Annotated in this window: 21 protein-coding genes and 1 riboswitch; of the genes, 14 read left to right on the forward strand and 7 right to left on the reverse strand. The window is 35.9% G+C overall.

The window, feature by feature from the left end:
- Positions 1-15 precede the first annotated feature (15 nt).
- Positions 16-1,884, reverse strand: a complete 1,869-nt coding sequence (locus GQ45_RS04890) for a TonB-dependent siderophore receptor (protein ID WP_047415567.1) — start codon at positions 1,882-1,884, stop codon at positions 16-18.
- 74 nt (positions 1,885-1,958) lie between these two features.
- Positions 1,959-2,195, reverse strand: a riboswitch (cobalamin riboswitch).
- A 222-nt stretch (positions 2,196-2,417) separates the two neighbouring features.
- On the opposite strand from GQ45_RS04890, the gene GQ45_RS04895 reads away from it, so the two are divergent.
- The 6 genes from GQ45_RS04895 to GQ45_RS04920 all read left to right on the forward strand — a co-directional run bounded on the left by GQ45_RS04895 (position 2,418) and on the right by GQ45_RS04920 (position 8,260).
- Entirely contained in the window at positions 2,418-3,560 is a 1,143-nt protein-coding gene (locus tag GQ45_RS04895; protein WP_047415569.1) for an ABC transporter substrate-binding protein, read from the forward strand.
- A gap of 51 nt (positions 3,561-3,611) precedes the next feature.
- On the forward strand, positions 3,612-4,592 hold the full coding sequence (locus GQ45_RS04900) for a FecCD family ABC transporter permease (RefSeq protein WP_369798271.1): 981 nt from the start codon (positions 3,612-3,614) through the stop codon (positions 4,590-4,592).
- Between the two features lie 314 nt (positions 4,593-4,906).
- Positions 4,907-5,710: an ABC transporter ATP-binding protein gene (locus GQ45_RS04905; RefSeq protein WP_052188121.1), complete on the forward strand. Its 804-nt coding sequence runs from the start codon at positions 4,907-4,909 to the stop codon at positions 5,708-5,710.
- Positions 5,711-5,796: 86 nt separating this feature from the next.
- Positions 5,797-7,185 (forward strand): DNA recombination protein RmuC, encoded by a 1,389-nt coding sequence (rmuC, locus tag GQ45_RS04910; RefSeq protein WP_047415572.1) that lies wholly within the window; start codon positions 5,797-5,799, stop codon positions 7,183-7,185.
- Positions 7,186-7,241: 56 nt separating this feature from the next.
- Positions 7,242-7,607 (forward strand): hypothetical protein, encoded by a 366-nt coding sequence (locus GQ45_RS04915; RefSeq protein WP_047415574.1) that lies wholly within the window; start codon positions 7,242-7,244, stop codon positions 7,605-7,607.
- Between the two features lie 110 nt (positions 7,608-7,717).
- The gene (locus tag GQ45_RS04920; RefSeq protein ID WP_047415576.1) at positions 7,718-8,260 is read left to right on the forward strand and encodes an acyl-CoA thioesterase; all 543 of its coding nucleotides are present in this window, start codon (positions 7,718-7,720) and stop codon (positions 8,258-8,260) included.
- Here GQ45_RS04920 and pgl read toward each other — a convergent pair.
- Together pgl and zwf are read right to left on the reverse strand one after the other, a co-directional pair.
- Positions 8,257-8,967, reverse strand: a complete 711-nt coding sequence (gene pgl, locus GQ45_RS04925) for a 6-phosphogluconolactonase (protein WP_047415578.1) — start codon at positions 8,965-8,967, stop codon at positions 8,257-8,259. The two genes, GQ45_RS04920 and pgl, sit on opposite strands and share 4 nt — an antisense overlap.
- Positions 8,968-8,976: 9 nt before the next feature.
- A complete protein-coding gene (gene zwf, locus GQ45_RS04930; RefSeq protein ID WP_047415579.1) occupies positions 8,977-10,509 on the reverse strand; it encodes a glucose-6-phosphate dehydrogenase in 1,533 nt (510 codons plus the stop codon).
- A gap of 188 nt (positions 10,510-10,697) precedes the next feature.
- On the opposite strand from zwf, the gene gndA reads away from it, so the two are divergent.
- The 4 genes from gndA to GQ45_RS04950 all read left to right on the forward strand — a co-directional run bounded on the left by gndA (position 10,698) and on the right by GQ45_RS04950 (position 16,078).
- Positions 10,698-12,110, forward strand: a complete 1,413-nt coding sequence (gndA, locus tag GQ45_RS04935) for an NADP-dependent phosphogluconate dehydrogenase (RefSeq protein ID WP_047415582.1) — start codon at positions 10,698-10,700, stop codon at positions 12,108-12,110.
- A gap of 99 nt (positions 12,111-12,209) precedes the next feature.
- Positions 12,210-13,094: an MBL fold metallo-hydrolase gene (locus GQ45_RS04940; protein ID WP_231555154.1), complete on the forward strand. Its 885-nt coding sequence runs from the start codon at positions 12,210-12,212 to the stop codon at positions 13,092-13,094.
- Between the two features lie 117 nt (positions 13,095-13,211).
- The gene (locus tag GQ45_RS04945) at positions 13,212-13,619 is read left to right on the forward strand and encodes a DUF4345 domain-containing protein (protein ID WP_052188122.1); all 408 of its coding nucleotides are present in this window, start codon (positions 13,212-13,214) and stop codon (positions 13,617-13,619) included.
- Positions 13,620-13,693: 74 nt separating this feature from the next.
- Positions 13,694-16,078: a prolyl oligopeptidase family serine peptidase gene (locus GQ45_RS04950; RefSeq protein ID WP_047415590.1), complete on the forward strand. Its 2,385-nt coding sequence runs from the start codon at positions 13,694-13,696 to the stop codon at positions 16,076-16,078.
- Positions 16,079-16,340: 262 nt separating this feature from the next.
- On the opposite strand, the gene GQ45_RS04955 is transcribed toward GQ45_RS04950, so the two are convergent.
- The 3 genes from GQ45_RS04955 to GQ45_RS04965 all read right to left on the reverse strand — a co-directional run bounded on the left by GQ45_RS04955 (position 16,341) and on the right by GQ45_RS04965 (position 17,671).
- On the reverse strand, positions 16,341-16,826 hold the full coding sequence (locus GQ45_RS04955; protein WP_047415593.1) for a hypothetical protein: 486 nt from the start codon (positions 16,824-16,826) through the stop codon (positions 16,341-16,343).
- Positions 16,827-16,837: 11 nt separating this feature from the next.
- Entirely contained in the window at positions 16,838-17,098 is a 261-nt protein-coding gene (locus GQ45_RS04960; RefSeq protein WP_052188123.1) for a hypothetical protein, read from the reverse strand.
- A gap of 96 nt (positions 17,099-17,194) precedes the next feature.
- Positions 17,195-17,671: an Hsp20/alpha crystallin family protein gene (locus tag GQ45_RS04965; protein WP_047420053.1), complete on the reverse strand. Its 477-nt coding sequence runs from the start codon at positions 17,669-17,671 to the stop codon at positions 17,195-17,197.
- 404 nt (positions 17,672-18,075) lie between these two features.
- On the opposite strand from GQ45_RS04965, the gene GQ45_RS04970 reads away from it, so the two are divergent.
- The 4 genes from GQ45_RS04970 (at position 18,076) to GQ45_RS17495 (ending at position 22,071) form a co-directional block, all read left to right on the forward strand.
- On the forward strand, positions 18,076-18,792 hold the full coding sequence (locus GQ45_RS04970; protein ID WP_047415596.1) for a VIT family protein: 717 nt from the start codon (positions 18,076-18,078) through the stop codon (positions 18,790-18,792).
- A 148-nt stretch (positions 18,793-18,940) separates the two neighbouring features.
- Positions 18,941-19,651 carry a hypothetical protein gene (locus tag GQ45_RS18210; protein ID WP_052188124.1) on the forward strand — a complete coding sequence of 237 codons (711 nt, stop codon included), beginning with the start codon at positions 18,941-18,943 and terminating at the stop codon, positions 19,649-19,651.
- 318 nt (positions 19,652-19,969) lie between these two features.
- Positions 19,970-20,509, forward strand: coding sequence for a helix-turn-helix domain-containing protein (locus tag GQ45_RS04980; RefSeq protein ID WP_047415599.1), 540 nt, complete (start codon positions 19,970-19,972; stop codon positions 20,507-20,509).
- A 101-nt stretch (positions 20,510-20,610) separates the two neighbouring features.
- Entirely contained in the window at positions 20,611-22,071 is a 1,461-nt protein-coding gene (locus GQ45_RS17495) for a serine hydrolase (RefSeq protein ID WP_052188125.1), read from the forward strand.
- 105 nt (positions 22,072-22,176) lie between these two features.
- Here GQ45_RS17495 and carB read toward each other — a convergent pair whose 3' ends face one another.
- Entirely contained in the window at positions 22,177-25,029 is a 2,853-nt protein-coding gene (gene carB, locus GQ45_RS04990) for a carbamoyl-phosphate synthase large subunit (protein ID WP_047415602.1), read from the reverse strand.
- Positions 25,030-25,083: the final 54 nt, after the last annotated feature.

Consider the following 25,083-nt stretch of genomic DNA (forward strand, 5'->3'; position numbering starts at 1 on the left):
AACGCATTCAGACTTTTACAAACTTAAAGTAAAGCCTATTCTTACATTTCGACCACGCGTGTTAAAACCAATGGTTTCCACAAATTCTTCATTTAAAAGATTATCCACATTTAAAAATACCTTTAATTTCTGGTCTAACAGGCTGTGACTAAAATAAAAATTCACCATTGAAAAGGCTTCTAAATTTACCTGGCGAGCAGGGAAAGTGGAAAAATCACTATCTAATCGCTTCCCTACAAAAGCATAGTTTAAAGAGCTAAACGTAGTCTTGCTCAAAGTAATATCAAAAGATGTATTTAGCTTGTGTTTTGGAATCCGTATCGCATTGTCGCCTTTGCGCTCCGTAAACGTATAATTGGCGGTCCATTGTACAGCCCCACTCAAATTCCAATCTAACTCCGCTTCTAAACCTTGTGCGTCAATAAAACCTGCACTATTTTGATAGCCGTTAGCCCCGTCATAGATAATAGGGTTATTCTCATCTCTATTAAAATACAAAGCGCTTACTCTTAAGGCGGTAGTGGCATACTCTACCCCTCCTTCTATAGTTCTGTTTTCTTCAGGTTGTAAGTCAGGATTTGCTCCAAAAAAACCATATAATTGCGCCAGGGATGGCGTAATATAGGATGTGGCATACGAACTCAATGCCTTTATATATCCTTCATTCAAGGTATAGGTAAAAGAAGGATTTAAATTATACACCAACTGATTGCCATATTCGGAGTTTGTATTAAGCCTAGCACCTGCATTAATATTTAATCCAAAAGAAGAAACATAAACAATATTCGCATAAGGATCGGTAATGGTAATTTTTTTATCCACTGAAAACTTTGATTCGTCTTGAATATAATTTAAGCCTACTATGGTATAAAATTGATTATGGAAGGTATATTTATTAAAGAAGTCTACCGTATAATTATTGGATTCAAAATCATTTGGAAAAGCACTAATGTTTTCAGAATTATACTCAGCAAATGCCGCATTTAAGTTCAGGGACCCCTTATCAGAATAGCTATATTTTGAAGCTATACCAAGACGTTCTTGCTGGCTATTGTAGAAAAACAGTGCGTCTTCACCATTAAATGAATCATCGTAGGCGGTTTCTAATTGCGTTTGATTGGCATATACTTGAAAATTAAAATTTTTAGCAAATTGGTAGCCTAGTTTTACATCTAAACTGTAGTTAGCATAGGGGTCTTTCTCAGGAGTGTTTGCAATATCTGAAAGTCCGTTTGAATACCGATTCGTAATTCCTAAACTATAGCTAAAACCCTTTAAACTACCATTTACATTCGCCAAATTGGTGAATTCAGAAGCATTATAATTTTGATTATCGGCCGTTTGTTGTGTACCCACTGTCGATTGAAAATTACCAGCAAGCATTTTTTTACTGGCTTTTTTGGTCCTAATGTTGATTACTGCGGTAGCAGCGTTAGTGCCATAAAGCGTACTAGCAGCACCTTTAATGATTTCAATGGATTCAATATTGGCTACCGGTAGCAAGCGTAAATCATACTCCGAAGCTGAAGATGACGGATCAGAAACCCGGATACCATCAATAATTACTAAAACTTGTTTACCGCGACCCCCACGTGCAAAAATACCCAGAATATTTCCTTCTCTACCCCTACTGCCGTTAATTTCAAAACCACTTTTGGTGGTGATAATTTCGGCAACTGTTCTGCCCTGGTTGCGTTCTAATTCTTCTCTGGTAATTTTTATTACTGTTTTACCTGAGTTTTCTCTCTTTAATGCAAATCGAGAATCACTGACCACCACTTCATCTAGCTTTTGAAGTGTAATAGAGTCGTACTGCTGCTCTTGTGCAGCAGTACTTGTACCTGCTAAAACGATAGCACATAGACATAAAAAATTTTTGTTCATTTCGATGGTTTCGAATAAACGGGAGCATAGTATGTATAAAAATCCATACGCAAACTTTTATCCCGAAAGTTTAACATTGTTTGTTTGAATTTGGCAGGTCTCCTGACTTGTTTATTGCCATTCACCTTCCCAAGTATAAACTCAGTGGTTAATGAAGAAATGACAAACGCCTATTACGAACTGACATTAATATCAGTGCCGATTCGGCACAACTTACAGTTGCGGGAACAGTTCTAGATTTTAACTAGATTCCCTTTTAATCTAAACAATTACAAAAACAACTATTTAGAACCTAAATTCAAAACGAAGGTATTACTTAAAATAAGAACGAATAGAAAAAAATTATTTTTTCTTATTCATTTTTATCGCGAGCCAAATAATTCCGACTAAAAAATGAACTAGAATTACAGCAGCAATACTATAGATGATTACATTGGAGTCGCTTCGCATTTTTTAAAAGTTTTAGCAAAATTACTATATGAAAAGCATTAAAAATGTGACCTTTGTCATAGTACAGGTTTTATTTGTCTACCATGAAGCATAGCTTACTATTCTTACTCGTTGTTTTCTCTTTTTCCTGTAAATTAGAAAAAAAGGAAGCTGCGATTGAAACTCATCATACCAGTAAAGAACTGCTATTTGCTAAAGGTTTTACGATTGAAAAACAAGATTCAGGCGTGACCCTAATTACCCTAAAATCGCCCTGGCCAGGTGCTGAAAAGGCATTTACCTATGCTTTGGTTCCCAAAGAAAAAATACGGGAGATTAAGCTAAACAAAAAAGCTTACGACGCTATTGTAGCGGTCCCTATTGAAAAAGTAATCGTAACTTCGACCACACATGTCCCTGCTCTTGAAAGTTTGGGTGTCGCGAACAAACTAGTAGGTTTTCCGGATACCAGATACATCTCTTCAGAGGAAACAAGAGCTTTGGTGGAGACTGGAAAAATTTTAGAATTAGGTGTAAACGGAGCATTAAATACCGAAATGGTTATTGCACTGCAACCCGATTTAGTTGTTGGTTATAGTTTGAATAGTGAAAACAACAACTACGAAACCATACAAGCCGCCCAAATTCCGGTGGTATACAATGGTGATTGGATGGAAGAATCCCCTTTAGGTAAAGCGGAATGGATTAAGTTCTTCGCTGCTTTTTTTGATAAGGAAAAAGAAGCGGACCACTACTTTTTAGAAGTAGCTACTGCCTATCAAGAAGCAAAAGCATTAGCAAAAACGGCCACAAATAAGCCTCAGGTAATTAGCGGTGCCATCTACAAAGACATCTGGTATTTGCCAGGAGGAAAAAGTTGGGCGGCACAATTTATTTCAGATGCCAGCGCCAACTATATATATCATGACAACGAAGAAAGTGGGAGTCTTTCTTTAAGTTGGGAAAGTGTGTTAGAAAAAGGGCAAAGCGCTGATTTCTGGATATCCCCTGCGCAATTTACAAGCCATAATGCAATGCTAGAAAATAGTCCACATTACCAACAATTTGATGCTTTTAAAAAGCGACAAGTTTATTCGTTTGCGGGAACTGTGGGCAGTACTGGTGGGGTCATCTATTATGAATTGGCTCCAAACCGCCCTGATGTAGTATTAAAAGATTTAATTCATATTTTTCATCCTGAATTATTACCGAATTATACACCCTACTTTTTTAAACCTTTGAAATAAGTGCTAGAAACAAAATCATATCGTCTGTATTTTATGTTGCTTACACTACTCATGATAGCTCTTGTGTTTGTTAATATTAGTTTAGGTTCTGTTACGATTCCCTTAAAAAACACCTTCACTATTCTTTTTGGTGGCGATACTTCAAATACATCTTGGACCTATATCATTTGGGATTCTAGGATTCCTAAAGCCTTTACCGCCATTCTAGTAGGTAGTGGTTTATCACTTAGTGGTTTATTGATGCAAACCTTATTTAGAAACCCATTGGCAGGGCCTTTTGTTTTAGGCATTAGCTCAGGAGCAAGTTTAGGTGCTGCACTTTTAATTATGGGGGCTAGTATTTTTTCTAGTATTTTTTCTTTTTCACTATTTAATGATGTCAGTTTGGCTATCGCTTCTAGTTTAGGAAGTTTTCTGGTCTTATTAGCCGTACTATCGGTAGCAGCAAAGGTAAAAGACACCATGTCGCTCTTGATTATAGGCTTGATGTTTGGAAGCATCACTGGTGCCGTGGTAAGTGTACTCTCGTACTTTAGCTCGGCTGAAAAACTACAACAATACATTTATTGGGGTTTTGGAAGCTTAGGTGGACTCTCTTGGTCTCAATTAGCCTTGCTAAGCCTTCTGGTTGGTATTGGTATATTTTTAAGTATTATATCCATCAAACCATTAAATGCCTTTTTGCTAGGAGAAAATTACGCACAAAGTTTGGGCGTGGAACTAAAAAAATCACGTTTTATTATCATTATGGCTACAGGCTTATTAGCGGGAGCCATAACCGCCTTTGCAGGTCCTATTGCTTTTATTGGTTTGGCCGTTCCCCATTTAACCCGGCAGTTATTCAATACTACGGATCATAAAATTTTAGTACCCGCTGTATGTATTTATGGGGGTATCTTAATGCTGGTTTGTGATACTATAGCTCAATTGCCAACATCAGCAAGTGTATTACCGATTAATGCCATTACAAGTATCATTGGTGCTCCAGTGGTGATTTGGTTGTTAATTCGAAAAAGAAAAATGGTTTTTTAATATTGAGTCAAAAAGTCTAATGTCGAAAGTCTTAAAGTTGAATGAAATTTAGTTGATAGAACTTATATTGAATGAAAATGTACATTGAAAAAAGTGCAAGTTCAAGTGTCAAGTTCAAAAAAATCATATCTAAGAACCCATTATGATTAATATAACAATTGTTTGATTTGAAGATTTAATTAATGTGATAACTTAACAATGTAACTAATGTTATAATGATGATTTTAAGATTTTATAATTTGATTTTTTTTAAAATTAGTCAATGTAATCATCACTTGAAACATGAAACAAAACTCAAACTTGAAACTTGAAACTTGAAACTTGAAACAAACAACATAGTGAAAGAAAAAGCCTTAGAAATCAAAAACCTAAACATAGGGTATAAAAGCAAAAAACATGAAACTGTTGTGGCTCATGGTATTTCTTTTGACTTGATTCAAGGAGAATTAACGGCCATTGTCGGCATCAACGGAATCGGAAAATCTACCTTGCTCCGCACTATTGGAGCTGTACAACCAAAACTTTCAGGAGCCATCATGATTGACGGCAAAGAGCTTTCGACCTACTCTACCCTGCACCTGGCCTCTAAAATTAGCTTGGTACTTACCGAAGGCTTAGCAACAAAAAATTTAAGCGTTATTGAATTAATTGCATTGGGCAGACAACCTTACACCAATTGGCTTGGAACCCTAAGCGTACAAGACAAAGAAAAAACAAAAGAGGCGATTCAATTGGTAGAGATTGAAGCACTACAACATAAACGATGTTACGAGTTGAGCGACGGACAGTTACAGCGTGTATTGATTGCAAGGGCCTTGGCTCAAGATACACCTTTAATGCTTCTCGATGAACCTACTACACATTTAGACTTATATCATAAAGTGCAGCTCCTAAAGCTACTTAAACATATAGCACACAAAACAAATAAAACCATTTTATTTACGACCCATGAAATTGAAGTTGCGATTCAGCTTTGTGATAAAATGTTGATACTAAATAAAGAAAATAGTGTTTTTGGACAACCCTGTGAATTGATTAAAGAGGCCCATTTTGAAAAATTATTTCCTACAGATATGATTCAATTTGATGCAAATTCCGGGAGTTTTAAAATAAAATAAGTCGTGCTTTTGTTTATAGTTTTTGATAATTTGCAGCCTAGTTTTTAACGACAATCAAGTATCTTTACTTTTTTGATTTTAGCACCATGAACGAATACCTTATCTATTTTAGCATCATCATCCCTTGTTTGGCTATTGGCTTTTTCATAGGAAATTACATACAAAAATTAAAAACGACCTCCACACAGAGTGCTTTAGTAGAGCGTGAACAGCAACTACGACAAAACATCAGCAGTTTAGAAGAACAGCTCTTTAAAGCTAAAGAAGACACTGCAGAAATTAGAGTTCGTTCTGAAGAAGCTAAAACGGAGCTCCGCAACGAAAAAGAACTGCTCGGAAATCAGATTACCCGATACCAGGCAGATTTAGAGAATCTTCAACAAAAGAACACCGAACAAAAACAAGAAGTTGAAAAATTACAAGAAAAATTTACGAAAGAATTTGAGAATCTTGCGAATAAAATTCTAGACGAAAAAAGTTCTAAATTCACAGAACAGAACAAAGAGAATATCAAGAATATTTTAACGCCGCTGCAAGAAAGAATTCTCCTTTTTGAAAAAAAGGTTGATGACAGTCAAAAAGAAAGTGTGGGGATGCATTCAGCTCTAAAAGAGCAATTGGCCAACCTACAAACACAAAATTTAAAGATTACTCAAGAAGCAGAAAACTTAACGAAGGCCTTAAAAGGTGATAGTAAAATGCAAGGAAACTGGGGCGAATTAGTCTTAGAACGGGTGTTAGAAAAATCTGGATTAGAGAAAGACAGGGAATATTCCGTACAACAAAGTTTTACCCGTGAAGACGGTTCAAGAGTATTGCCTGATGTAATTATTAATTTACCTGACGGTAAAAAAATGATCGTAGATTCTAAAGTTTCATTAACGGATTACGAGCGTTATGTAAATGCAGAAGATGAATTTAAAGAAAAATTTTTAAAAGATCATATCAATTCACTACGGCGTCATGTGGATCAGCTTTCCGCTAAAAAATACGAAGATTTGTATGCCATGGAGAGTCCTGATTTTGTTCTATTATTTGTCCCGATTGAACCCGCATTTGCAGTCGCGATTAACAATGACAATTCACTGTACAACAAGGCATTTGAACAGAATATCATTATTGTAACACCTTCTACCCTATTGGCTACCCTACGTACCATAGATAGCATGTGGAACAACGAAAAACAACAACGTAATGCTATTGAAATTGCACGACAAGCTGGGGCGCTTTATGATAAATTTGAAGGTTTTGTAAGCGACTTACTTAAAGTTGGTAAAAAAATGGACGAAGCCAAAGGAGAATATAAAGGGGCTATGAATAAACTAACTGAGGGACGTGGTAACATTGTTTCTAGCATCGAAAAATTGAAGAAAATGGGTGCCAAGGCCAAAAAATCAATTCCTGAAAACCTTTTAAAAAGAGCTTACGACGATAGCGATGAGGATGTGGAAGAGCCCAAAAACGATCTGCGCTAGATGCTGCCAGAAAAACTACAGTACCTTATTTTTAACGTATAACCCATAATCAAACTATGAAAAAAATTCTCGGCCTTATCATTACGGTTCTACTCGTAGGCTTTGCTGCGTATTATGCATTTATCTATTTTGTGCCTTATAGCGAAGGTTTACGTTCTGGAGAGCTCATTAAAATAAGCCACAAAGGTGTTGCCATTAAAACTTGGGAAGGCGAAATTAGTCAAGGCATTTCAGGCGCTCAAATATTTTCGTTTTCGGTATTAGATAAAGATCAAGAAGTCATTGACCAATTACAGGAATATCAGGGACAGTATGTAAAGTTAAATTACGTAGAACGTTATAGAACCTTCTTTTGGTTAGGCGATACACGGTATTTTATCACTAAGGTACAGAAAGAAAAATCCCCTCATTTTGGAAATTAATAGGTAGCTTACTATTTAGACCATAGCCTATTGAAACCATCAGGGATTAAAGCACTTCATTGCAATTCAAGACAAAATTAGTACACAAGGCATAAACACAGCTCCACCCTATGAACGACTATAAAACATCAAAAGAATCGCGTGTTTCCATCACCGAATTAATGCTGCCCTCACACTCTAATTTTGGAGGTAAAGTCCATGGAGGCCATATTTTAAATTTAATGGATCAGATTGCTTTTGCCTGCGCTTCTAAACATTCGCGCAGTTATTGTGTAACGGCATCCGTAAATAAGGTAGATTTTTTAAATCCTATTGAGGTTGGTGAATTGGTGACCTTAAAAGCGGCAGTGAATTATACAGGCAGAACATCCATGGTAGTGGGCGTTCGGGTAGAATCGGAAAACATTACCACCGGAAAAAAGAAGCATTGTAATTCCTCTTATTTTACAATGGTGGCTAAAGATATAAACGGGAAAAGCATTCCTGTTCCTGGACTCATTGTGAATGATATACAAGGAGCCAGACGCTATGCCAGAAGTATTCAAAGGAAAACAGAGGCGACCTCCAGAAGTTCAAGATTTGATCCTGCCAATTTTAAAATTGAGGAGCATTTAGCAGGCTTAGCTACCGAAAATATTAAATTAGACCTTTAACGAATACCTGCGGCTGCATCTTCGTCTAAAAACCAAATCAACTTTCTAGAGCTTGGTTTCACTAAGGTAGCAGGATACTTCTTAAAGTCTCCTGTTTCTTTAATAATTTCTTGTACTTTTTTGGTTTTACTAACGCCGGTAACTAAAAAAGCCACCAGATCGGCATTATTAATAATAGACCCCGTGATGCTCACACGCTGTTGACCCGAGTCCGGATGAAGCGCTACCACGCAGTGGTTCTTAGCCTCCCATAGTTGAATTTCATGTGGAAAAATAGAAGCGGTATGCCCATCATCACCCATGCCTAAGATGACGAGATCAAATTTGGGAATTTTGTGTTCACTTGGCAATTCTTTTTCTAAAACAGCACTATATCGAACGGCTTCTTTTTGAGGATCGTTTTCTCCTTGTATTCTATGAATATTTTGTTCTGGTATGGCAATTTTAGAGAGTAAATGTGCTAGCGTCATTTTATAATTACTGTCGTCATCTGTCGGTGGTACACAACGTTCATCTCCCCAATAAAAATGAACCTTAGTCCAATCTAAATCTGAGTAGTTTTCCGCCAAATAATCGAACACTATTTTTGGAGTACTTCCTCCTGATAAAGCAACATTCAAGGTTTTATTTGATGCCACCAAATCAGCAAAAAAGATTGAAAATTTGACTGCTACTTCTTGTTTTGTTGGGTATATTCTTACTTGCATAGTATCAATTTAACAAATTTCACAAAAACCGTCATCATCTATTAATTGTTCACCAGGGTTTCGCCATCCTAAGCTACCTTCAATTAAATCATCAGAATTTTTAGGTCCCCAAACACCGGCAGAATAGCCGTAGGTTTTTACTTCCTTTCCATTTTCCCAATAATCTAAAATAGGGTCCACAAAAGCCCAAGCGGCTTCTACTTCATCGGCTCTGGCATAGAGTGTGGCATCACCTTGCATACAGTCTAACAATAAGCGTTCATAGGCCTGCATAATATTCGAATCTGCTAAACTAGAATAATAAAAATCTAAGTTTGCACGCTCCACTTTAAAGCCTTGTCCAGGTACTTTTACACCAAATTTAATCAAAATACCTTCATCAGGCTGAATCCTGATGATCAGTTTATTATCCTTATTTCCGAGATTTTGGTCTTTAAAAATTTGATGGTGCGGCGTTTTAAAATGAATTACTACCTCTGTCACTTTAGTAGGCATACGTTTGGCAGTACGCACATAAAACGGGACATCTTTCCAGCGCCAATTATCTACAAAAAACTTTACCGCGGCAAAAGTTTCAGTTTTAGAGTTCGGATCTACGCCTTCTTCTTCTCGATATCCCTTTAATCTTTCTCCATTTAGTTTGGAGGCGATATATTGACCTTTGATGGTATTTTCCGAAAGAATTTTTTCATCGGTCATAATGCGCAATGATTTTAAAGCTTTTACTTTTTCATTCCGTATTTCTTCAGCCGATGAATTTATAGGGGGCTCCATGACAATTAATGAAACAATCTGCAATAAATGACTTTGAAACATATCGCGTAAAGCGCCCGATTTGTCGTAATAACCACCTCTTTTCTCTACGCCTACTGTTTCTGCATTCGTAATTTCGATATGGTGAATCGCATTTCGATTCCATAAAGGCTCAAAAATAGAATTCGCAAAGCGGGTAACCAATAAATTCTGAACAGTTTCTTTACCCAGATAATGGTCTATTCTATAAATCTGATTTTCATGAAAATATTTCTGTAATCCTGTATTTAACTCTTTAGCAGTGCTTAAACTATACCCAAAAGGCTTTTCTACAATAATCCGCTTCCAACCTTCATCTTCATTCGTTAAACCAGCGTCACACAAGTTTTTAGCAATAATTTCGTACAAACTAGGCGGTGTAGAAAGATAAAATATATAATTGTCGTTGGTTTCGTATTTCCTATTTAAATCTCCAATACGTGCGCTTAAACGACCGTAGTTTGTTTCATAATTGTCCCCGATATCCTCGTAAAATATTTTTTCAGAAAATGTGTTGATAAAATCCGAATCTTCCTTCTCTAATTTATTTGAAAGATAGGTGCTTTCTTGTACTACCTTCTTTCGAAACTCGCCGTCGGTTAGAGCACTTCTGCTCGTCCCTAAAACAACAAAATTTTCAGGCAAATGCTTTCCTTTGTATAAACTGTAAATGGCTGGTATTAATTTTCGTGCTGTTAAATCTCCTGAAGCACCAAAGATAATAAGCATTTGGTTGTTCGTTTTTTGCATATAGGTCCTATGGTTTTTTTAGTACACTTTTGATCTAATTTTAATTTTTGTACCAAAAGTTGAATTCAGTTCAGTAATTTTGAACTTATAGTAATGCTAAATTAAGACTAATTTACAGTTTTTAATAGTTTAGCATGGCACTTAACACAATATTTACACCTTTCGTTAGGTATTAAACAATTATATAAATGAAGCATGCAGGTTATGATTTTGGATTAGTAGGGTTAGGCGTCATGGGACGTAATTTTATATTGAATGTTGCTGACAATGATTTTAGCGCCTTTGGTCACGATCTAGACCAAGAAAAAGTGGATGCCCTAAAAACTGAAGGCGGAGCTTTGGAACGTGTTAATGCCTCCAGTGATATGAAGACTTTTGTGCAGGCCTTAGCAACACCGCGCAAGATAATGCTTTTGGTACCCGCGGGCAAAATTGTCGATACGGTTATCGAAAGTCTTTTACCCCTTTTAGAGAAAAACGATATACTCATCGACGGTGGAAATTCTTTTTTTACAGACACGGACCGAAGAGAAACTTATTTACAAGAAAAAGGGATTCACTTTTTTGGTGCCGGTGTTTCTGGTGGTGCTAAAGGCGCAAGAAAAGGTCCAAGTATTATGCCTGGAGGAAATAAAGAAGCCTACAGTCATGTAAAACCTATTTTTGAAGCGGTAGCGGCGAAATATAAAGGTGAACCTTGTGTGGCTTATTTAGGACCAAAATCTGCTGGAAACTATGTGAAAATGGTGCACAATGGAATCGAATATGGTTTGATGCAATTAACATCGGAAATTTATGACGTTTTAAAAAAATCAGCAAGACTCAGCAATCAAGAATTACATCAAGTATTTGATACTTGGAATAAAGGCCGGCTCCAATCATTTTTGGTTGAAATATCAGCAGAAATTTTTAAGCAAAAAGACGATAAAACAAATGCTGATTTAATCGATAAAATATTAGACAAAGCCAAACAAAAAGGTACTGGTAAATGGACGTCTCAAAATGCCATGGATTTGGGAATTCCCGTCCCAACAATAGATGTTGCGGTTAGTATGCGTGAAATTTCAGCCCTGAAAGAGGAGCGTGTTGCCGCTGACAAACTATACGCCCGCCCAACACCAACGCAACAAAACAAAGACAAAATGATTACGATGGCGGAAGAGGCCTTGTATTTTGCCTTTATTACGACCTATGCACAAGGTTTACATCAATTAGCTGATGCCTCAAAAGCCTATGAATACGATTTAAATGTATCGGTGATTGCCAAAATATGGCGTGCTGGTTGTATCATTAGAGCGGGATTATTAGCCGATATCTCAAAAGCCTTCACAGCTAATAAAAATTTAGAAAATTTATTGGTATCACCTGCTTTTATACCGCAAGTACAAAAAGCAGTGCCCGCAGCTCGTGAGTTAGTGGCTTATGCCGCAACAAACGGAATTCCGATGGCTGGATTATCCAATTCACTGACCTATTTTGATGCCTATACCTCTAGTACATTACCACTAAATTTAATTCAAGCACAACGCGATCATTTTGGCTCACACACCTATGAACGTAACGACATGGATGGTATTTTTCATACGGAATGGGGTGTTTAATTTATCATTTATATGATTAAATCTATAGAGGTTCTTAAGTATGTATTTCTTTTTTATTGTTTTATAAGTTGTAACGACACAAAAATTTCAGAAAAAAATGTGGAAACCGAAATCCCATCCGATGTTTTTATCACTGTTTTAGGTACGCTACAAGACGGTGGTGCTCCACATTTAGGCTGTAAAAAAGATTGTTGTACTCGTTTATTTGAGAATCCTCATGCGGATAGAAAAGTAGTTTCATTAGGACTTATAGACCCCAAAAACAACAAGAAATACCTTTTTGAAGCCACTCCAGATATCGTCACCCAATTAAAAACCTTAAAAAACTACCTACCTAAAAACGATAGTGAAACACCAGATGGTATTTTTCTTACTCATGCCCATATTGGTCATTATACGGGACTCATGTATTTAGGGAAAGAAGCGGCAAATACAAATAAAGTTCCGGTTTATGCCATGCCAAAAATGGCAGACTTTCTAAACACCAACGGTCCTTGGAGTCAGCTGGTGCAAAACAATAATATTCAATTAAGTCCGCTACAAAATGAGGAAGGCATAGCTCTATCCCCAGAAATAACCATTAGACCTATTTTAGTACCACATCGTGATGAATTTTCTGAAACGGTGGGTTATTATATAAAAGGGCCTAATAAAACGGCACTTTTTATTCCTGATATTGATAAATGGGAAAAATGGGATAAAAATATATTAGAAGAAATTAAGAAGGTAGATTATGCTTTTTTAGATGCCACCTTTTACAGTGGAGAAGAAATAAATACTAGAGATATTTCACAAATTCCGCATCCATTTATTAGTGAAAGTCTTAAAAAGTTTGAAACGCTAAGCAAAACAGAACAACAAAAAGTAATTTTTATACATTTTAACCATACCAATCCTATTCTAGACACTGAAAGCCAAGCCACAAAAAATGTATTAGCCAAAGGTTTTCGAGTGGCACGGATTTGTGATGTGTTTGAGTTGTAATGTATTGCTATGCGTAAAGATTAAACGGTATTTTGATTTCAAATTTCACGTTCAATCTTCGATAGGTCTTTTGATGCTAGAAATGACAATTATAAACTTCTAAAACAAAAATATAAATTGAACCTCCTTAAAAACCCAAAATATAAAAACCTGCAACTACTCCTGTCTGCGCTTGTCGTGATCAGTGTGAGTTTTGTGTATGGAGGAAATCCAAGTGTGTTTATGCCTTATGTTTTTGGCTTTGATGTTGTTGCTATCGATTTAAAAAACATACTAAGAGCGGTTATGGGCTTGTATTTAGCGATAGGTGGCTTTTGGGTATATGGCATAGTGCATCAGAAGTATTGGGAAACTGCCACCTTACTTAATATTTTATTTATGGGCGGACTCGCTTTTGGACGTCTCGTAAGTACCATTTTTGATGGTGTTTCACAGCAATTTATGGTTGGCCTTGTGCTAGAATTCATCTTTATGCTTTGGGGGATGCACAATTTAAAACAGTTTGGAAACGCAAAAATTTTATAGTAATGCTAGCCTTAATTTTCTAAAAGTAGTATCTTTCAATCTTTAGAAAAATCTATTTAAAACGCTATTTTACCATGAAGCATTTCTCACTTTTTTTAGTTCTATTTTTAGGCTTTACCATCACTATTTTTTCACAGGAATACAATAAATCGCCCTTAACGATTAAAGAAATTATGCAAGGCGATACTTTTGTGGGTCATTTACCTTCAAGTGTAAACTGGTCTCAAGACGGCGGTACCATTTATTTTGACTGGAATCCTGTAGGGGCCACGAGCGATTCCCTTTACGGATATTCTTTAAAAACAGCAACAACGAATAAGGTAGCATACGCTATTGAAAAAGATCTTCCTTCACGTTCTTTCAATCTGAACACTAGCAAAACAAAAAAAGTGTATGCCAATTCTGGCGATATTTTTATCAGCGATTTAAGTAAGAATACTAGGTTTCAAATTACGAACACTAAAGATTACGAGAGTAATCCTTATTTCGTAAAAAATGAAACTGAAATTGCGTACACAAAAAGCGGAGACATTTATACTTGGTCGATTGCTACTGGAGCAACCACTCAAATCACAAATTTTACGGATAGAAAAGAAAAAATAGAAAAGAAAAATGCCAAAGACGAATGGCTACAAAATGATCAATTGGCACTGTTTGATGTGCTTCGAGAGCGCAAAGAAAAACGTGATGAGCGACAAAAAATAAGAGAAAATCGCGAAGAAAAAGCACCTTTAGAAATCTATACGGATGGGAAATCTATCTTCAATCAACAATTGAGTCCGAATGGTGATTACGTGACCTATGTTGCTGCAAAAAGAGCCAAAAATGACGGTACAATCATGCCCGATTATGTTACAGAATCTGGCTATACCGAGAATGAAAATACACGTTCCAAAGTGGGTGATGATCCCACCACCTACGAAATGTTCATTTATGATATCAAGAATAACAAGGTGTACCCTGTAGTTTTAGACAATCTAGAAGGTTTAGATTATATTCCTGAATACACCAAAGACTACCCTGATAAAACCTATAAGAACGAGAATAGAATCGGGTACATCTCCGGTCCTAATTGGAATGATGCCGGCACAAAAGCGGTTTTAGACATCAATACCAACGATTATAAAGACCGTTGGCTGGTGTTATTGAATGCTGAAGATGGAACGATTACCAATTTAGATCAACAACATAACGAAGCTTGGGTTGCTGGTCCTGGTATTGGGGGGTATTCCGGAGGCGCTATGGGTTGGATGCCTGATGATAAAAGCATTTGGTTTCAATCTGAAAAAACAGGCTACTCGCACCTCCATACCATGGATGTAAAGACCAAAAAAGTAAACGCACTAACGTCGGGTAATTTTGAAATTTACGATCCGTTTTTAGCTAAAGATGAAAAGCGTTGGTATTTTACCGCCAATAAAAACCACCCAGGAGACCGTCAGTTTTATACCATGCCTTTAAATGGTGGAAAATTACAGCAATTAACCACCATGGTGGGAAACAACGAGGTAATATTATCCCCTGATGAAAAATCTATGGCGATTTTATATTCCTACTCCAACAAACCAACGGAATTATACCTTACTACAAATCCTGTTTTTTCTAAAAAAACGGAAGCTCCAAAACAAATTACACAATCGACCACAACACAATTTAAAAATTACGATTGGCGCGCCCCAGAAATCATTACGTTTAAAGCAGATGATCAGGCCGAAGTCTATGCCCGTTTATACCAACCCAAGGCCGAGGTGAAAAATAAAGGTGCCGTTATCTTTGTACATGGCGCAGGCTATTTACAGAATGCACACCAATGGTGGAGTAGCTATTTTAGAGAGTATATGTTTCACAACTTCTTGGTAGATAATGGTTATACGGTTTTAGATATTGATTATCGCGGAAGCGCCGGATACGGTCGTGACTGGCGTACTGGAATTTATAGACATATGGGAGGCAAAGATTTATCAGATCATGTAGATGGCGCGGAGTATTTGGTAAGCAACTACGGCATTGATAAAGATAAAATAGGCATTTATGGTGGATCTTATGGCGGCTTTATTACCCTTATGGGTATGTTTAACGAGCCAGACACTTTTAAAGCAGGTGCTGCGATTCGTTCTGTGGGCGATTGGGCAGCTTACAATCACGGCTATACCGCACGCATTTTAAATACGCCAGTAACCGATAGTTTGGCGTATCGTAGAAGCTCTCCTATCTATTTCGCAGACGGCTTACAAGGTGATTTACTCATTTTACACGGGATGATTGATGATAATGTTCATTTTCAAGATATGGTGCGCCTATCACAGCGCCTAATAGAATTAGAAAAACCGAATTGGGAAATGGCAGTATACCCGTTAGAGCGCCACGGTTTTATAGAACCTAGTAGCTGGACGGATGAATACAAACGTATTTACAAGCTTTTTCAAGGCAGTTTGATGGGGATAAAGCCCGAGGAATAAACTCCTGCAAGTCTTCGTTTTTACTAAAATAAAGGGCTATGATAGGCTACTTAAAACTACCTTTTATCGATAATTTTAAACCTTTGGTAGAATGACGGGTAAATCGCTTACAAAATGTGTAGTAAAACTATTTCTATGTAACTTTTTTCAACTATTTTAGGGCAACTAATTTTATGGTTATTAGTAATAATACTGATATCCATATATTAGTCAAAATGCAAACAAAACACCCAAACTCAAAAGAAAAAAAGACGAAAACTATTTAGTTTTCGTCTTTAGGTTTAATAAGTTCAGACTGACATTTTTCTAAAAAGTTTTTCTGTCTTGCAATCATTTGTTGCCTTAATTTATCAATGTCCATAAAGTCATTACCAAAATTACTTCCAAAAAAATCATCATTAAAGAAACGTTTGCTAAAAAGTGAATCTTGAGAAAACACGTCTGAAAAACCTTCATTTTCAAATCCTGAATAATTTTTAAAGAATCTGGATTTAAAAGATTGTATCAAACTATCCTTATCGGACAAAGAAAGACTATCGAATTCGTCATTGGATGACCACGAATAAATACTGTCATACCTTATCATATTACCATTTTCATCAAATTCCTTATTGACTTTCCAAGTTCCTTTAGGTTGTTCAACTAATTTACTATCACTCTCTTTTGTTTCTGTTTTTTGTTCATTTTTTTGTCCGTTGCAACTATTACTTAACAATCCAACCATAAAAAACAAAATATACTTTTTCATCACTTTAGATTTTAAGTTAAACTTAATTTAGGCGTTGGCAAAAATGTCCTGAACAGTCCACCAGTTTCTGTGGTTTTAATCAATTTGTTTTGGTGGAACACTTCACAATTTCTTTCACCACTTTTATACCAAATACATTCCAAATAAGTATCATTATCTACTAATCCAAGTATTGAATCTTTTTTTGAAACATATTTGAGAACTTGCATTTTTGGAGCGGTAAGTTTTCCTTTAACTTTTACCCAATCCCCAGATTTAAACTTTCTTGGCATAACGATATAGTTTTAAAGAATTAAACTGATTATTAAGAGGATGCTGAATAAATCAGCATCCTTCTCATTATTTTACTCAAAAAATTAGTGAAACAATTATGAAATCTTAATACTTCTGGCAGGCTTTTGTTTGGCCTCTTCTTTTTTCGGCAAAAGAATATTCAAAATACCATTTTCATAGCTCGCATTAATCTTTTCATCATTTACACTTTCTGGTAAAGTAAAAGTTCTTTTCAACGAGGAATAACCAAACTCTCTACGGGTATAATTTTCTTCCTTGTGTTCACTTTCTTCCTTCGTTTCTGTAGAAATAGATAATACTTCATTATCGAGGTCAATATGGAAATCTGATTTCTTTAAACCTGGTACGGCCATTTCCACCATAAAGGCATCGGCAGTTTCCTTGATATTCACCTTAGGTAAAGTAATGGCAGTATTGAAATTTGAGGTAAGTACTGATGATAGGTCCCTGTTAAAGATATCTTCTAACCAGTTTGACACCGTAGGGAAGTTTTGATTTGAATTTCTGTTCGCTAAACTTCCGTTTTTAGGAACAGTTGCTAAATTGTTCATAATTAAAAAATTTAAATTAAACATTATTTCAAATTTGAAATCTATTGCGATTTCAATCATTTCAAACAAATAAAATACCAAAATCAAATAAAGGAATTTTGTTGAGATTTTTATCTAATATTCTAAGAAATTTTGTCATAATTCTGAATAATTGTCATATTTACTCATAATAAAATGACATATTTACACTTGGATACTTATTAAAAAATGGAAATTAGATATGAAAAATAAAACCTGCCGGAATCAAAGCTTGTGATAAGCACTACACACAACAAAGTACTGTGATAAAAAACAAGTAAAATCTTCGCAGATTTTCTATTCGGTTTGTTTTTGCTAATTTTAGTACATAAACACGAAACGAAATCATACACTAGACCGTTGTGTAATTTAAACAACCAGAATAGATGACAGAAAAAACAGACGATTTAGATAATTATCTAGATAATCATTACATACATCGAAGTAATTGGTTAAGAGCTGCTGTCCTTGGAGCCAATGATGGAATTTTATCAACTGCCAGTATCGCGATTGGAGTTGCTGCTGCGAGTGACATGCGAGAACCTGTTATTTTAGCAACATTAGCTGGATTAGTTGCTGGTGCTTTATCGATGGCAGCTGGAGAGTATGTTTCTGTAAGTTCACAAACAGACGTAGAGAAAGCTGATATTGAGCGCGAAAAAATTGAATTGAAAGAAATGCCCAAACTTGAATTACAACGATTAGCGGAAATTTATGAAAAAAGAGGACTGAAAAAAGATACCGCATTAACTGTTGCTAAAGAATTAACCGAACACGATGCATTAGGAGCACATATTAGAGATGAATTAGGAATTAATGAAATTAGTCAAGCTAAACCAATGCAAGCTGCCTTTGCTTCAGGTGCTGCATTCACAGTTGGAGGATTACTTCCTTTTTTAGTAACACTTTTTCTTCCGTTAAAAAGTATGGCATATTCACTTTATGGTTTTGCATTATTTTTTCTAATAATATTAGGAGCATTAGCAGCCAGAACAGGTGGTTCAAGTATAGCGAAAGCAGTTATTCGAATTACATTTTGGGGAACAATTGCTATGGGACTGACTGCTTTAGTTGGTTATTTCTTCAATGTTAATGTCGGATAAAAAACTACAAACAACGGGCTGTATAAATTATAGCCCAAAGCAGCTGATATGAATAAGGGCACTTATGATAAACCTATCGTTGTGCTTCATTATAACCAACCAATAACCAATGATAAAATTCTTTAGAAAAATTAGACAAAACTTGCTTATGGAAAATAAAACTGGAAAGTATTTGAAATATGCCATTGGAGAAATTGTTTTGGTCGTAATTGGAATATTAATTGCACTTCAGATTAATCAATGGAATGAAAATCGAAAGGAAAATAATGCGTTAAAAATATTAACTGAAAATCTAAATAATGAATTCCAGAAGAATTTGAAAGAACTTGAGATTGACTTATCACGTGTTAAAAATACAATTACTGCGAGTACTACTTTATTATCATATACAGGTTTAAAAAATGTTGAAGTGAATAACAATATAATTGATAGCTTAATTTATTTTGCTATCTCTAATCCTACTTGGAATCCAAGTTCTTATGTATTAAATGACATCAAAAATTCTGGTAAATTATCAACTTTGAAAAATGAAAACCTTAAACTTCTTTTTTATGACTGGGATAGACTTTATGAAGATATCCTAGAATGGCATGCTGGCTCAACTACTAATACAAACCGACTAGTTTATTTTGTAGGTGAAAAAGGATCCCTAGTTAATATTGACAATTATAATAAAAAAAATGAAAAGGATACAAAGTTCGAAATTGAAAATAAAGACTTATTACAAGAAATACGTTTTGAAAATGAACTAGAGAACAGTTTATATTCTTTAATAGAATTGGAAAAAAGGTATCATAAAGCAAGTGTTTTATTAAATAAAATTATAGAGCTTTCAAATACTGATGATAGTACAAAATAAAATAACGAAGGGCTTGCACCGTATATAATTAATTCTTTGGTCCCTCCCGACTTACGGACAATCCTTCGGATTATTCTATCCGTGATACTTTACTATCTTAGTACGCTAACCACGTAACTAATCATATCCAAGACTATTATAAACCATCTAAAAAAATAGGAAAACAAATTTGCCCCGTAAACCTAAGCATTACGATCGTGACAACAACAGTAAAAACCCAAAGCAAAAAAATATTCATTGTACAGATTTTTGTGTTATTTTTAGAGCTGCTTTTAAGGGTATACCCACTTTCTTATCAAGCTAAAAAATGGAGGAATCATGTCTCAATTGCTAAAATTTAGAGAAAAAGCCAACCTAACGCAACAACAACTATCTGAAAAGTCACATATTTCAGTAAGAACCATTCAACGTATTGAAGCAGGGAAAGCACTAAAAGGCCATACCTTAGAAGCCTTAGCAAAAGCTTTAGCCATTGACAAGGAAGCACTTTACGAGACAGACCCAGACATTAAAGTGGAGAATTTTTTTTGGATTAAATTAATTAATTTATCCTCTTTACTTCTTTTAATTGTTCCATTAGGCAGTATCCTTCTTCCCCTAATTCTTATGTATTGGAAAAAACAGATTAATCCCATTACCAAACAGCTCGTTTCGCTTCAAATTTTATGGACTTTATCCTTTCCTGTCATTCTATTCATCGTAATTTTTCTTGGAAATTTAGTTCCGTTGAGCAAGCAACTCGTTCCACTGACTATGCTGTTATTGCTATTGGTTAATATGTATATCATACTTCGCAATACAGCCGCACTAGATAAAAACAAACAACTTTATATCAAATTGAAATTCAGCATTATATAAAGGCGACAAGCAATTGTCGTGTTATTGGCAGGTATAGTTTAGCTTTTTTTTGAGGATTGAAAGTAGTTTTGTACGTATTCAACAATCAAATCATTTCAACAATGAAAAAGCACGCGTTATTACTTCTATTATTCTTGAATTCTGCCCTACTAGTATCGCAAAATGTGGCCTTCCCTGAAATGGAAAAATGGCTAAAAGAAAACCACATACCTACTTTGGGTTTGGGCATTATAAATAATGGCGAACTAAGCCAAATACAAGTATATGGCCATCTTACACCGGAACAAAAAGCGCCTTATAATACCCTATTTAATGTGGCTTCATTAACAAAACCAATTACGGCCGTTGTGGCCCTAAAATTAGCTAGTCAAGGAAAATGGAATTTAGATGAACCGCTAACCAAATACTGGATTGATCCTGATATTCAAAACGATGCTAGAACTAAATTACTGACGACACGACATATTTTAAGTCATCAAAGCGGGTTTCCCAATTGGAGAACTGAAACATTAGCCTTTATGTTCACTCCAGGAACACAATATCAATATTCAGGGGAAGGCTTTGAATACCTTAGAAAAGCATTGGTAAACAAGTTTAATAAAAGCTTACATGAACTAGCGTCTGAACTCATTTTTGAACCTTTAAAGATGGAAGATACCCATTATGTTTGGGATCATAATACCGATGAATCTAGAGTAGCTTTAAACTTTGATGCCGATGGAAAAAGCTATGACACCTATAAACCCAAGACAGAAAATGGTGCAGATGATGTACTCACCACGATTAAAGATTATGGTACCTTCTTATGTAGTGTTATAAATGGTGATGGCTTTTCTGAAGCTATATTTAATGATATGCAAAGCAATCAAGTAGCCTCAACCAATGGAAAACATTTTGCACTTGGTTTTGAAAAATATAATTTTAAAGACGGTAACTATGCCCTATCGCATGGTGGTAGTGATAAAGGTGTCCAAACTATTGTATTCATATTTCCGAAAACCAAGCAAGGCCTATTAATTTTTACCAATGTAGATGACGGATACAAGGCTTTTGAAAAAATTTTAATCGACTATTTGGGCGATTATGGAAAAGAAATTGTCGCCATTGAAACAGGCCAAAAATCGACCTACCGTCCAGAAAAATCAATGAATATAGAAAGTGATAGCATAGTGTATGCTCCCATAGATCAAGCCTTGTATGATACTATTATGGTAAAGGACAAAGAATTTTTTGATGCCTATAATTCTTGTGATTTAGAAAAACAAGCTTCGATATACGCCGCGAATATTGAGTTTTTTCACGATAAAGGTGGACTCATAACGTCAAAACAAGACATTATTGATGGAACAGAAAAAAATATCTGTGGTAAAGTAACCCGAGTATTACTAGAAAAAACGGTTGAAGTTTATCCCATTAATAATTATGGAGCCGTTGAAATAGGGTTTCATAAATTTTACAACCGTGAAGAACCTGATGCGGAGTCTGTACCCAGTAAATTCATCATCATGTGGCATCACGATCATGGCACATGGAAAATGTCGAAAGTGGTGAGCTTACATTAGAGCTAACCTGTAAAACAAAGCATTAATAAAAAACTTAAAAGTCTTGACTTCAATAAAAAAATCCCCAATAAATTGGGGATTTTTAACTTTTATACGCTCCAAATTTTACTTGCTTAAATACATTTTTCTACGCGCATATAAGTTGTAAAACTCATCGTCTTTTAAACTGTCAATAAATAAAATGCTTTCGCCTGTACTCTTCATTTCTGGGCCTAAGTTTTTATTGACATTGTGGAATTTCTCAAAAGAGAACACAGGTTGCTTAATGGCATAGCCTTCTAATTGAGGATTAAAGCTAAAGTCCTTCACTTTTTTCTCACCCAACATCACTTTGGTTGCATAATTCACATACGGCTCTTTGTAGGCCTTTGAAATAAACGGTACGGTCCGTGAAGCTCTAGGGTTGGCTTCAATGATGTACACAATATCATCTTTTATCGCAAACTGAACATTTATAAGTCCCACGGTATTCAATGCCAAGGCAATTTTTTTCGTGTGATCTTTTATTTGCTGCATTACAAATTCGCCTAAATTAAAGGGTGGCAAAGTAGCATTAGAATCTCCAGAATGAATTCCACAAGGCTCAATATGCTCCATGATACCGATAATATAGACATCTTCGCCGTCACAAATAGCATCGGCTTCTGCCTCAATGGCGCCATCTAAATAATGATCTAAAAGCAGTTTGTTTCCAGGAATCGATTTTAACAAATCAATGACATGCTCTTCTAACTCTTTTTTATTGATCACAATTTTCATCCCTTGTCCTCCTAAAACATAAGAAGGTCTAATTAAAAGCGGGAAGTCTAATTTATCCGCAAGCGCCAATGCCTCATCTGCCGTTTCAGCGACTCCGAATTCGGGAAACGGAATGTTATTTTCTTCTAACATTTTAGAAAAACTACCTCTGTCTTCGGCTAAATCTAAGGCTTTAAAGCTTGTGCCAATAATTTTTATGCCGTACTTATCGAGTTTCTCCGCTAATTTCAATGCGGTTTGTCCGCCTAACTGCACAATTACGCCTTCTGGTTTTTCGTGTAGAATAATATCGTAAATATGTTCCCAGAAAACAGGCTCAAAATATAATTTGTCTGCGGTATCAAAATCGGTTGAAACAGTTTCAGGATTACAATTAATCATAATGGTTTCATAGCCACATTCTGCGGCTGCTAAAACCCCGTGCACACAGCAATAATCGAACTCTATCCCCTGCCCAATGCGGTTTGGGCCTGAACCCAACACTACAATTTTCTTTTTATCTGTAACAATACTATCGTTGGCCACGTAGCGCTTTCCGTCTGCGGTTTCAATTTCTTCTTCGAACGTAGAATAGTAATACGGCGTCATCGCCTTAAACTCCGCCGCACAAGTATCCACTAGTTTAAAAACTCGGTTAATATTAAGTTCTGTACGTTTTTTATGCACTTCACTCTCATAACAATCGAGCATGTGCGCTATCTGGCGATCTGCAAAACCTTTTTGCTTGGCTTCTAGTAAAAGATCTCTAGGTAAGGTTTCAATAGTATACGTTTCTATTTCTTTCTCTAATTTATGCAGTTCTTCGTATTGTTTTAAGAACCACATATCAATCTTGGTGATTTCATGAATTCTGCTTAACGGAATCCCCAACTGAATTGCATCATATATAATAAACACACGATCCCAACTCGGAATGGTAAGTTTGCTGATGATTTTATCATAATCTTTTAACCCTTTACCATCAGCACCTAGGCCGTTTCTTTTAATTTCTAAAGACTGGGTCGCTTTATGTAAAGCTTCTTGAAACGAACGTCCAATGCCCATCACTTCCCCTACCGATTTCATTTGCAAGCCTAAGGTACGGTCAGATCCTTCGAACTTATCAAAATTCCAGCGCGGTATTTTAACGATGACGTAATCTAAGGTAGGCTCAAATAAAGCTGAAGTTGATTTTGTAATTTGATTATCTAATTCGTCTAAGTGGTAGCCAATCGCTAATTTCGTCGCTATTTTTGCAATAGGGTATCCGGTTGCTTTTGAAGCTAATGCCGAAGAACGGGATACTCTTGGATTAATTTCGATGGCAATAATATCTTCTTTTTCATCGGGACTTACCGCAAACTGAACATTACAACCTCCTGCAAAATCACCGATACTACGCATCATGTGTATGGCCATATCCCGCATGCGCTGGTAGGTTCTATCCGATAAGGTCATCGCTGGAGCTACGGTAATAGAATCTCCAGTGTGGATGCCCATGGGATCCATGTTTTCTATCGCACAAATAATAACAACGTTATCGTTTTTATCCCTTAGCAACTCTAATTCATACTCTTTCCAGCCCATTAAGGCTTTGTCGATCATCACCTCATGGATGGGTGAAATTTCTAAACCACGACTTAATAATTCATCAAAATCTTCGGCTTTGTACACGATCGATGCTCCTGCACCACCCAAGGTGTACGATGCTCTGATGACCAAAGGAAAACCAAACTCTTGTGCAATTTCTTTTCCCTTTAAGAACGATGTTGCTGTTGCTTGTGGTGCCATGCCAACACCAATTTTAAGCATCAATTCTCTAAATTTCTCACGATCTTCAGTGATATTGATCGCGGCAATATCCACGCCAATTAATTCCACCCCAAAATCTTTCCAAATGCCTTTTTCATCAGCCTCAATACATAAGTTTAACGCAGTTTGGCCTCCCATAGTTGGCAAAACGGCATCAATATTAGGATGTTTTTTTAAAATCTCGATGATAGATTTTGTGTTTAAAGGCTTTAAATAAATATGATCTGCCATACTCGGGTCGGTCATGATGGTCGCAGGGTTACTATTAATTAAAATAGTTTCTATCCCATCTTCACGTAAGGAGCGTAAGGATTGAGAGCCGGCATAATCAAACTCACAAGCTTGACCGATTACAATAGGCCCCGATCCAATAATTAAAACAGATTTGATACTTTTTTTCTTCGGCATGGTACTGATATTTTATAGCGTGTTATATTATATATTTAAAAATAGACAAAAAAA

Origin of the sequence: Cellulophaga sp. Hel_I_12 (assembly GCF_000799565.1) — a bacterium.
GTDB lineage: Bacteria > Bacteroidota > Bacteroidia > Flavobacteriales > Flavobacteriaceae > Cellulophaga.

Coding starts and splice junctions, on each gene's coding strand:
- GQ45_RS04960 (WP_052188123.1), bottom strand. CDS start 17,098: ATGCCAAGAAAGTTTAAATCTGGGGATTGGGTAAAAGTTAAAGGAAAA.
- GQ45_RS04965 (WP_047420053.1), bottom strand. CDS start 17,671: ATGAACAATTTAGCAACTGTTCCTAAAAACGGAAGTTTAGCGAACAGA.
- carB (WP_047415602.1), bottom strand. CDS start 25,029: ATGCCGAAGAAAAAAAGTATCAAATCTGTTTTAATTATTGGATCGGGG.
- GQ45_RS04900 (WP_369798271.1), top strand. CDS start 3,612: ATGATAGCTCTTGTGTTTGTTAATATTAGTTTAGGTTCTGTTACGATT.
- GQ45_RS04895 (WP_047415569.1), top strand. CDS start 2,418: ATGAAGCATAGCTTACTATTCTTACTCGTTGTTTTCTCTTTTTCCTGT.
- GQ45_RS17495 (WP_052188125.1), top strand. CDS start 20,611: ATGAAAAAGCACGCGTTATTACTTCTATTATTCTTGAATTCTGCCCTA.
- GQ45_RS04970 (WP_047415596.1), top strand. CDS start 18,076: ATGACAGAAAAAACAGACGATTTAGATAATTATCTAGATAATCATTAC.
- GQ45_RS04920 (WP_047415576.1), top strand. CDS start 7,718: ATGAACGACTATAAAACATCAAAAGAATCGCGTGTTTCCATCACCGAA.
- rmuC (WP_047415572.1), top strand. CDS start 5,797: ATGAACGAATACCTTATCTATTTTAGCATCATCATCCCTTGTTTGGCT.
- GQ45_RS18210 (WP_052188124.1), top strand. CDS start 18,941: ATGGAAAATAAAACTGGAAAGTATTTGAAATATGCCATTGGAGAAATT.
- GQ45_RS04915 (WP_047415574.1), top strand. CDS start 7,242: ATGAAAAAAATTCTCGGCCTTATCATTACGGTTCTACTCGTAGGCTTT.
- gndA (WP_047415582.1), top strand. CDS start 10,698: ATGAAGCATGCAGGTTATGATTTTGGATTAGTAGGGTTAGGCGTCATG.
- GQ45_RS04890 (WP_047415567.1), bottom strand. CDS start 1,884: ATGAACAAAAATTTTTTATGTCTATGTGCTATCGTTTTAGCAGGTACA.
- zwf (WP_047415579.1), bottom strand. CDS start 10,509: ATGCAAAAAACGAACAACCAAATGCTTATTATCTTTGGTGCTTCAGGA.
- GQ45_RS04980 (WP_047415599.1), top strand. CDS start 19,970: ATGTCTCAATTGCTAAAATTTAGAGAAAAAGCCAACCTAACGCAACAA.
- GQ45_RS04950 (WP_047415590.1), top strand. CDS start 13,694: ATGAAGCATTTCTCACTTTTTTTAGTTCTATTTTTAGGCTTTACCATC.
- pgl (WP_047415578.1), bottom strand. CDS start 8,967: ATGCAAGTAAGAATATACCCAACAAAACAAGAAGTAGCAGTCAAATTT.
- GQ45_RS04955 (WP_047415593.1), bottom strand. CDS start 16,826: ATGAAAAAGTATATTTTGTTTTTTATGGTTGGATTGTTAAGTAATAGT.